We start from the raw sequence: 8655 nt of genomic DNA on the forward strand, positions 1-8655 counted from the left end.
TCCATCTTCGCGTGCAACGCAAGCGAAATTAAAATTTAAAAATGATCCTTGCGCGAAAAATTCCACTAGCACGAGAAACTGGGATTTCATCTGCGCGAGTGGAATTTAAAATTTTAAAAATAGCTTTTGTAGTGCGCGATTTTATCTGCGTGAAAAATGAAATTCTATCTGTAAAAGGTGACGAAATTTTAAAATTTAAAGACGCCCTCTCGCGGCTTAATTTAAAATTTGCCTCGAAAGCCAGACTTAAAATTTAATGTCAAACGCGATTTTAGCATTCTACCGCATCCATGAAATTTCAAATTCTCGCAAAGCGGCGGAATTTTAAAATTTTAAAACGCCTGACCTGTGTTATGCACGCGAGTAGATTTTGCATAAGTAGAATTTATCCGCCGCTCAGAAATCAAGATTTTACCGCACAAGCAAAGCCAAAATCCTCTCCACCTACGCGAAATCCAAGAATTTTACCGCTTAAACAAAGCGGAATTCTATCCGCTCAAGCGAAACCTAAAATTTCACTCGCGCCAAAGAATTTTAAAATTTCCGCAAAATCAAGCCGCTTATCTGTAAATTTAAAATTCCGCCTATCTGCAAAGCTTCGCGTTTAATCCGCCACGCTACCAAGATTAAATTTTTAAATTCCACTCGCTCTGCCTATCTCGCAAACAAGTAAAATTTTAAAATTTATAGATTCAAAGCCCAAAATCCCGCGCTTAAGCTTAAAATTTATCACACGCAAGCGCAAAATCTGCGCAATTACTCATGTTTAAAAGCCCCCGATAGTTTGCCGCGCCCTAACCTAAATTAAATTTTACATTTGCTATAATCGCGAAATTTTAAGGAAGGTAAATGGATATTTTTGAAGGCAGCCCAAGAGAGAAATTTTTTGAAATTTTATCCGCTGCAAGCCCTACTTTGGTGCAAAACGAAATCGAAGAAGCTCTAATCCGCCTCATCGCCTTTGAGCGGCTCTGCGAAGCGCACGGCATTAGCGAGCGCGAGATCGAAAGCTTCATCGCGCAACAGAATCTACAAGACGAGCTAAACGACAAATTTTTGCAGATGAGCGGAAATATCCTAAGCAACAACGAATAATGCAAGATCAAATCGATTTAATTATGAAAAGCTTCATCGCAGACTGCGGATATGAGCCCGCTAGCGAGATGTTTGATAGGCTAAGCCCCGGCAAAAAACTGCGCTCCAAGCTGCTACTAAACATCGCGCAAAAAGATGAAAGATCGCTGCGTCTGTGCGCGATCATCGAGCTCATTCAGGCCGCAAGCCTGCTGCACGACGACGTCATCGACGAAAGCTCGGTGCGCCGCGGCAAGCCCTCGATCAACGCCACCTACGGCTCCAAAAACGCCGTGATGCTGGGCGACATACTCTATTCCAAGGCGTACTTCGAGCTTTCTAAATTTGAAAGCCGCATCGCCGCCGCGCTTTCGGGCGCCGTCACGAAGCTGGCCGTGGGCGAGCTGATGGACGTGAGCTTAAGCGACGATTTCAACGACGATGCGAGCAAATATCTGCAGATGATCTATCTAAAAACCTCCGCTTTGATCGAAGAGGTTGCGCGCTGCGGGGCGTTTCTGAAATTCAGCAGCGCGAAAAATCGCGGCGAAATTTCAGATATTAGCGGCGCAAAAAACGAGGACGAAATTCCAAGCGCCGCGAAAGATCATGATAAAATTTCAAGCGCGAGCGCGAAATTCGGCGAATACGGCAAAAACCTAGGGCTTGCGTTTCAGATTATCGACGACATCTTAGACGTCACGCAAAGCTCAGAAGCGCTGGGTAAGCCGAGCCTGAGCGATTTCGCGGAGGGTAAAACCACCCTGCCCTACATCTATTTATACGAAAATTTAAATGATTCCGAGCGGCAAAAGCTGAGATCGTTTTTTAAAAAGCAGCTCTGCCAGAGCGAAATTTCATGGATCAAGACGAAATTTAGCGAGCACGGCATCATCGAGCGCTGTATAAACGAAGCTCGCGCCTACGGGCAGAAAGCGCTCGAAGCAGTAGCGGAATTTAAAAATGACAAGCTGGAGCAGATCGTGCGAGATATGATAGATAGGGAGTTTTGATGGCGTATATGAGCGTGAGCTTCACCCACAAAAACACCGACATCACGGTGCGCGAGAAGCTGTCGTTTTCAAACGACGTGCGTAAAAAAGAAATTTTGCGCCTTTTGGCTTCAAACTCCGCGATAGAGGAGTGTTTGGTGCTAAGCACCTGCAACCGCGTAGAAATTTTCACCGCGGTGGACGACTTCAAAGCGGCCAGCAAATTCGTGCTTTTAGCCCTTTCGCGCGTAAGCGGCGTGAGTTACGACGAGCTAGCCGAGCGCGCCGATATTTACGAGGATTACGGCGCGATACACCACCTTTTCGCCGTCGCAGCCTCTCTTGATAGCCTCGTAGTAGGCGAAACTCAGATCGTAGGCCAGCTCAAAGACGCCTTTAAATTTGCCAAACAAAACGCCCACGCGGGCGCGCAGATCGCAAGAGCGATAGATGAAGCGCTAAAATGCGCGGCGCGTATCCGCAACCAGACCGAAATTTCAAAAAACCCAATCTCGGTCTCAAGCGTCGCCGTGGCGATGGCAAAGGAAAAGTTAGGCTCCTTGCAGGGCGTAAACGCCGTGGTAGTGGGCGCGGGAGAGATGAGCGAGCTAGCGTGCAAACACCTGCTCGCAAGCGGCGCAAATATCACGATCTTAAATCGAAATTTAGCCGGCGCGCGGAGGCTGGCGGATTCTTTGATCAGCGCGGAGTCCGGCGTAAATTCGGAAAATAGTGCGGATCTAAATCGCGCGGAAGTTAATCTAAATAACGCAAGCACGAACTGCGGCGTAAATTTAGACGTTGGCGCAGATTTAAACTGCGCGGAAGCGGGCTCAAACGGCGGCACTGGCAGCTGCGCGGCTACGAATAAAATTTCTACGACGGGCAGCCGTGCGAGCTATGATGGCTCGGGCGGCGCAAATTTAAGCGACGGCGCAAATGGTTACGCGGCTCGCATCAAGACCGACGCGCTGGATAATCTGAAAAAATATCTAAACGCAAATAGCCTGTTTTTCAGCGCTACGGGCTCGCAAGAGCCGATCATTACCGATAGCTTGTTAGAACCCAAAAGCTTTAAGCGATATTTTTTCGATATAGCCGTGCCGCGCGACGTGGAGCTTAGTCAGAGTGAGGATATTGAAGTTTACAGCGTCGATGATCTTGAGGAGATCGTAAAGAAAAATTTGCTACTTCGCGAGGAGCAGGCGCAGATCGCTTACTCGATCGTGGCAAAATGCACGAACGAGTTTTTCAAATGGCTCAAGGCGGCGGCATCCACGCCGATCATCAAGGCCTTGCGCCAAAGCGCGAAGCAAGTAGCCGAGCTGGAGCTAGCCAAAGCGCTTAAAAAGGGCTATCTAAAGCATAGCGATGCGGAAGAAGCGCGCAAACTGATCCATCAGGTTTTTAAAGCGTTTCTACACGCTCCGACGGTAAATTTGAAAAACCTCGGCGAAGCGGACGATGCCGACGGCACGGTAAACGCGCTGGTCGAAATTTTTGAACTGCAAGAAAACTACGAAAAATTTTTAAATCAAGAAAACGAGAAAAAGGATAAACAGAATGAAATTTAGCAAGCTTTTCGCTCCGAGCCTAAAAGAGGCTCCCAGAGACGCGGTACTACCTAGCCACGCGCTTTTGATCCGCGCGGGATTTATCGAGCAGCTTGGCAGCGGGCTTTATAATTTTTTGCCGCTAGGAAAGATAGTGCTGGAGCGGATCTGCGCCGTCATCAGGCAGGAGATGGACGCTGCGGGCGCGCAGGAGGTATCTTTTAGCGTCGTGACGTCCGCGGATGCGTGGAAAAAAAGCGGCCGCTACGCCAAATACGGCAAGGAGCTGCTGCGCTTCAAAGATCGCAAGGATAATGACTTCGTGCTAAGCCCAACTAACGAGGAAGCGGCGGTTTTGATGATCGCGGATAAGATCACGAGCTACAAGCAGCTGCCGCTAAATATCTATCAGATCAATACGAAATTCCGCGACGAGGCGCGCCCTCGCTTCGGACTTCTGCGCGGTCGCGAGTTTACGATGAAGGACGCTTATAGCTTCCACGCGGACGCTGCGGATATGAAGCGCGAGTTTGAGGTGATGAGACGGGCATACTCGCGGATTTTTACGCGACTGGGGTTAAATTTCCGCGCGGTTGATGCGGACAGCGGCGCGATCGGTGGTAGCGGCAGCAAGGAGTTTATGGTGCTAGCGGATAACGGCGAGGACGATATCGTCGTGTGCAAGCGCTGCGAGTATGCCGCAAATATCGAGGCTGCGCGCCGTGCTCCCAAAACCACGAACGCCGCCGCGCCCGAGACCGACGGCATGATGAAATTTAAAACCCCCGCGATGAAAACGATCGACGCGGTCGCAGAATTTTTCAAAGTAGATAAATTCTACACTATCAAAGCAGTGATCAAAAAAGTGCTATACGAGGATCGCAGCGAGATCGTAGCGTTTTTTATCCGCGGTTGCGACGAGCTGCAAGAGACCAAGGCGCAAAATACCTGCGGCGCGCTAGAGTTAGTCGATGCCAGCGAGGAGGAGATCGCGCGAGCAGGCTTTACGGCGGGCTTTTGCGGACCTTTCGGGCTCGGCGAGGGAGCTAAATTTTACATCGACGCCGAGCTAAAAGGAGCGCGCGAAATGATCGCGGGCGCGAACGAGCCGGATTACCACTACGTGGGCGCTAGCGTGATAAATTTTAACGAATCGCGCTTTGCGGATCTCGCTGCCGTGGGCGAAGGCGATGCGTGTCCGTCCTGCGGCGGCGAGCTTGGTATCACGAAAGGCATCGAGGTGGGCCATATTTTTCAGCTCGGCACGCGCTATTCAGAGCCGATGGGAGCGCGATTTTTGGACGCAAACGGAAAGGCGCAGCCGTTTTTTATGGGCTGCTACGGCATCGGCGCAAGCCGCCTTATCGCCGTGGCGATCGAAAGCAGCCACGATGAGCGAGGCTGCATCTGGCCGCGCGAGCTGGCGCCTTTCGAGCTTGAGATCATCATCTCAAATCACAAAGACGCCGCGGCAGTAGAATTTGCCGAGAAACTATACGAGCAGTGCCGTGCGCGCGGAGTGCGCGTGCTGCTAGACGATCGCGCGGAGCGCTTCGGCGTGAAGATGAACGACTTCGAACTGATGGGCTTTCCGTATGCAGTGCTCGTGGGAAAAGCCCTAGCGGAGGGAAGCGTCGAGTTCATCACCCGCGCAGGTCTAAAACGCGAAAGCGTAAGCGCGGATGAAATTTTAAGATTTATCGAGAGGAAATTAATCGAGAAAAATTAGGAAGCGCGTGAAAATTTAGCCCTAAATTTGGCTAAATTTTGCCGCCATATTTGAAAATTTGCGAGCTGATTTTGCTACGCGGCGCGGCGTGAAATTTTATAAATTTACTGCGCTAGCCGCAATGAGAATAAATTTTTGAACTAAAACAGAGCATAAAATTTTATAAATTTACTATGTTATCACGTAGAGATACCGCCGAGGCGCGATGATAAAATTTACGCTTAAGCCGCACCGCCATCTCACTGCGGCTAAATTTAAAGCATGAGTTTGCGCGCGGTACTGCACCGCCCTCTCAGCTGCGCGTGAATAAAATTTAAAGCACCAACTTGACCGTGCAAATAAAAAGCGCGTTTTGACCACTTCCCGCAGGAGTTGCCAAAAACAAAATTCCGCGATAAAATCCCGATCTCTACCCGCCCTTTTTCAAAACGATTTTAAAAAGTAAAATTTAAACCGCGATTTCACTTTTCTGATTTCGCTCTTTAAATTTAAGATTTAAATTTCGCGGCGCAGCGGACGCGTAAATTTAATCGGCGCGCAAAAGCCGATCCGAAATTTTACCGGGTCAAAATTTTGCCTAAATTTATTCGGCGACGACCGAGTTTAAATTTTATTCGTAGGTTTTTCGTAGTAGCCTCATTTTACGCGGTATTTTCTCCTCGCTATCCGAGTCAAAACGATCTGAACGATCAAAAGTGCAAGCGCACCGCCACCCCATTTCAAATATGTGATTTTATAGGAATCGGATATGGTATTATAATAAAATCTGGTTGCAAAAGCATAATCGTATTTTAAAACCATTTGCCCGTCTTTAAGGACGATCTGCCGTGCAAGGTCGGTATCGACCCCGATCCTTTGGTACCAAATTTTTACGTCCTTGTTGTATATCGCAGCCTTATATCCGTCTATCTCGGTACCGTAAACATCTAAAGAAAAACGCCTCTGCTTAAGCGCGCTATCCACTAAATTTAACCTATAGTAACTAGCCCCTCTGCTCTTATTCGTTTGCACATATATGACGCGCCCCTATATGGTCTGCAAATCCTCTGGGCTAGACGGTAGCACCGCGGTGTAGGACATATACAGCGCCGCGCCCGCGCCAAGGATAAAAAACAGCAGCACACATCTTAAAAGCGTATTCATCTGATTAAAGCTAGCGATCTTTTTTTCATCGTATTTTGTATCAAAAAACATCAAACCTCTTTTGTTTAAATTTTATCTCGGCGCTTTATCCTGGCACGCCGTATCGGCATAAAAACAAAGCCGTATCACTCCAGGCTATCGCGATCTTTAAAATCGTACCTTTGCAATTAATGCGGCTCGGTTTTTCCGTCGCCGTGCGCGATACAAGGCGCCGCTTCTGCCAAAATTTAGCTTGGATTTTCATTCATTTTCATTCGACGAAGAGTAAATTTGAAAGCTAAATTTAAAAAGCGCGCGAAAGAAATATTTCTCTTTTTAAATTCCACTAAAATTTCATCCAAAATGCGGCAAGCTCGTATCCGTGGGGCTCGCCCAACCCGATCAAGCTTTCAAACGCAAGCGTGACGCCGCTGCTTAAGTCTAGCTTCAAACCCTCATCCGTTGCGCGCTCGCGATACTCGATCCGCTCACGATTTAAAGCGCTTTTTACGGCCGCAAGATCGATAGGAGCAGGGCAGCCCGATAATATCCAAGGCTCGATTTCGATTTGCCGCGCCCTTGCGCCGCCGAAATCAAGAGGCTCACTTCTGAAATGATCCGAAAAGATCATAAAAATTTCGTCCCGAAAAAAGTGAAACTCAAAGGCGCCGTATCTTAAAATTTCAGCCCCCGCGCTCTTAAAGCTCGCATCCGCAGGGCCAAACATCACGACGATCTGCGCGCAGCTCAAGCCGCTTTTTACGTCAGCAAACTCGCCCGAGCGAAAGAATTTAAGCATATCAATTTTTAGCATCTCTTCCCCTGTAAATACACATCGCGTCTCTTAAAGCCACTAGCAGCACTGAACGGCACGCTAATAGTTACACGAGCCAGCCATCGCGCTCATCCATACTTAGGCACTCGCTGACATGGCACTAACGAGCAACGGCAAGCCAGACGCGTACATCACATAAAAGTGCGCCGCGTAAAATTTTATCTCGCGCTGAGCTAAAATACAGCGCATTTGCAAAATTTAAAACGATCGCAAAATGCCACGTCGTTTCGCAAGTTTTATTTCGCACCGACTTAAAAGCTGCGACAGCCGTATGAAATTTTATATAGTGACTGCATAAATCGCGCGCCGCAAGACTTGAAATTTCACGCCGCAACGCCGCAAATTTCATACCTCCCGCACATCACGCAGTGTCAGTCAGCTGAGCAAAGCTCGAATCTCGCGATTTACGAAAACCTCGCGCGTCGCAAGCCGCGCTCGAACAAGTACTGCTTGGCATTATTTTAAAATTTCACAAGCGTCGTAATATCCGAGTTTAAGAAGCGATCTTATAAATCCGCTTTAGCTCATCTGACGCTGTATTTAGAGCAGATAAACTCGTTTTAGTCCGTTAAGGCTAGCCGAAAACCCTTTTTAGATGCACTTCGTAATCTCTTATAAAACGCTCTACGTCGGGATTTTTAATGACATCGTTGCACATAAAAGTAGGCAGCCTTTTCGTGCCTAAAAACTCGTTGGCTTTATGAAAATGCAGATAAACGCCGTCTATGCCCGCGCCCTCGAAAAAATCGCCCGGCTTCTCAAACGCCTGAAGCGGCGCATTCCAAGTAACGCTTAGCATGTGCGATTTGCCCTTTATCAGTCCGCCCGTGCCGTAGCCGTCGTTTGGGCTTGCGCTGTGCCGCCCGTCGTTTGCCACTATCTTGCCTATGCCGCCCATAAACACCTCGTCCACGTATTTTTTGACTAGCCAAGGCTCGCCCATCCACCACGCGGGCATCTGCCAGATCACGGCATCCATCCATAAAAATTTTTCCACCTCGCCCTCTATATCGTAGCCCTCGTGTATCGTAGTTTCGCACGTTTCGTGCCCTAAGGCTTGTAGCGTTTTTTTGGCTAACTCGTGCAAAGTTTTGTTTAGCTTGCCGCCTTTGCCGTTAAAAGGCGCCCCACCGTTAATAAGTAGTATTTTCATTTTGATCCTTTGATTAAATTTATTCGTTAGCGACACTCGCACACCTAAGTTAAAATTTCACTTCGCAGCCCTATGCGAAAATATAAGTGTAAATTTTATGAAGCGTTTAATTACTAAATTTTACTTTCGTGCCGCAGTTTAACGCCCTAAAATTTCAAATTTATCGCCGTGCACCGCGATCGCTTCAGCGTTATTTA

General features: G+C 48.1%; 8 protein-coding genes. 4 read left to right on the plus strand and 4 right to left on the minus strand.

Annotation, left to right across the window (positions count from 1 at the left end):
* The first annotated feature begins 849 nt into the window (after nucleotides 1-849).
* From Q0198_RS04875 to Q0198_RS04890, 4 genes are read left to right on the plus strand one after another with little or no spacing between them, the layout of a single operon-like run.
* Nucleotides 850-1095 carry a DUF2018 family protein gene (locus Q0198_RS04875; protein ID WP_297895662.1) on the plus strand — a complete coding sequence of 82 codons (246 nt, stop codon included), beginning with the start codon at nucleotides 850-852 and terminating at the stop codon, nucleotides 1093-1095.
* Nucleotides 1095-2087 (plus strand): polyprenyl synthetase family protein, encoded by a 993-nt coding sequence (locus Q0198_RS04880; RefSeq protein WP_297895665.1) that lies wholly within the window; start codon nucleotides 1095-1097, stop codon nucleotides 2085-2087. The genes Q0198_RS04875 and Q0198_RS04880 overlap by 1 nt, the downstream gene beginning before the upstream one ends.
* On the plus strand, nucleotides 2087-3640 hold the full coding sequence (gene hemA, locus Q0198_RS04885) for a glutamyl-tRNA reductase (RefSeq protein ID WP_297895667.1): 1554 nt from the start codon (nucleotides 2087-2089) through the stop codon (nucleotides 3638-3640). Before Q0198_RS04880 ends, hemA begins: the two co-directional genes overlap by 1 nt.
* A complete protein-coding gene (locus tag Q0198_RS04890; RefSeq protein WP_297895670.1) occupies nucleotides 3630-5348 on the plus strand; it encodes a proline--tRNA ligase in 1719 nt (572 codons plus the stop codon). Before hemA ends, Q0198_RS04890 begins: the two co-directional genes overlap by 11 nt.
* A gap of 636 nt (nucleotides 5349-5984) precedes the next feature.
* On the opposite strand, the gene Q0198_RS04895 is transcribed toward Q0198_RS04890, so the two are convergent.
* The 4 genes from Q0198_RS04895 to Q0198_RS04910 form a co-directional block, all read right to left on the minus strand.
* Complete coding sequence (locus Q0198_RS04895; protein ID WP_297895676.1) at nucleotides 5985-6359, minus strand: hypothetical protein; 375 nt, start codon at nucleotides 6357-6359, stop codon at nucleotides 5985-5987.
* A gap of 15 nt (nucleotides 6360-6374) precedes the next feature.
* On the minus strand, nucleotides 6375-6542 hold the full coding sequence (locus Q0198_RS04900; protein ID WP_297895679.1) for a hypothetical protein: 168 nt from the start codon (nucleotides 6540-6542) through the stop codon (nucleotides 6375-6377).
* Between the two features lie 274 nt (nucleotides 6543-6816).
* The gene (locus Q0198_RS04905) at nucleotides 6817-7284 is read right to left on the minus strand and encodes a hypothetical protein (RefSeq protein ID WP_297895682.1); all 468 of its coding nucleotides are present in this window, start codon (nucleotides 7282-7284) and stop codon (nucleotides 6817-6819) included.
* A 595-nt stretch (nucleotides 7285-7879) separates the two neighbouring features.
* The gene (locus tag Q0198_RS04910; protein WP_297895684.1) at nucleotides 7880-8458 is read right to left on the minus strand and encodes an NAD(P)H-dependent oxidoreductase; all 579 of its coding nucleotides are present in this window, start codon (nucleotides 8456-8458) and stop codon (nucleotides 7880-7882) included.
* Between the last annotated feature and the right edge of the window lie 197 nt (nucleotides 8459-8655).

The organism is uncultured Campylobacter sp. (assembly GCF_938045205.1).
GTDB lineage: Bacteria > Campylobacterota > Campylobacteria > Campylobacterales > Campylobacteraceae > Campylobacter_B.

What these genes read in the sequence shown, in the direction of transcription:
- hemA (WP_297895667.1), top strand. Translation starts at nt 2,087, where the DNA reads ATGGCGTATATGAGCGTGAGCTTCACCCACAAAAACACCGACATCACG.
- Q0198_RS04875 (WP_297895662.1), top strand. Translation starts at nt 850, where the DNA reads ATGGATATTTTTGAAGGCAGCCCAAGAGAGAAATTTTTTGAAATTTTA.
- Q0198_RS04880 (WP_297895665.1), top strand. Translation starts at nt 1,095, where the DNA reads ATGCAAGATCAAATCGATTTAATTATGAAAAGCTTCATCGCAGACTGC.
- Q0198_RS04900 (WP_297895679.1), bottom strand. Translation starts at nt 6,542, where the DNA reads ATGTTTTTTGATACAAAATACGATGAAAAAAAGATCGCTAGCTTTAAT.
- Q0198_RS04910 (WP_297895684.1), bottom strand. Translation starts at nt 8,458, where the DNA reads ATGAAAATACTACTTATTAACGGTGGGGCGCCTTTTAACGGCAAAGGC.
- Q0198_RS04890 (WP_297895670.1), top strand. Translation starts at nt 3,630, where the DNA reads ATGAAATTTAGCAAGCTTTTCGCTCCGAGCCTAAAAGAGGCTCCCAGA.
- Q0198_RS04905 (WP_297895682.1), bottom strand. Translation starts at nt 7,284, where the DNA reads ATGCTAAAAATTGATATGCTTAAATTCTTTCGCTCGGGCGAGTTTGCT.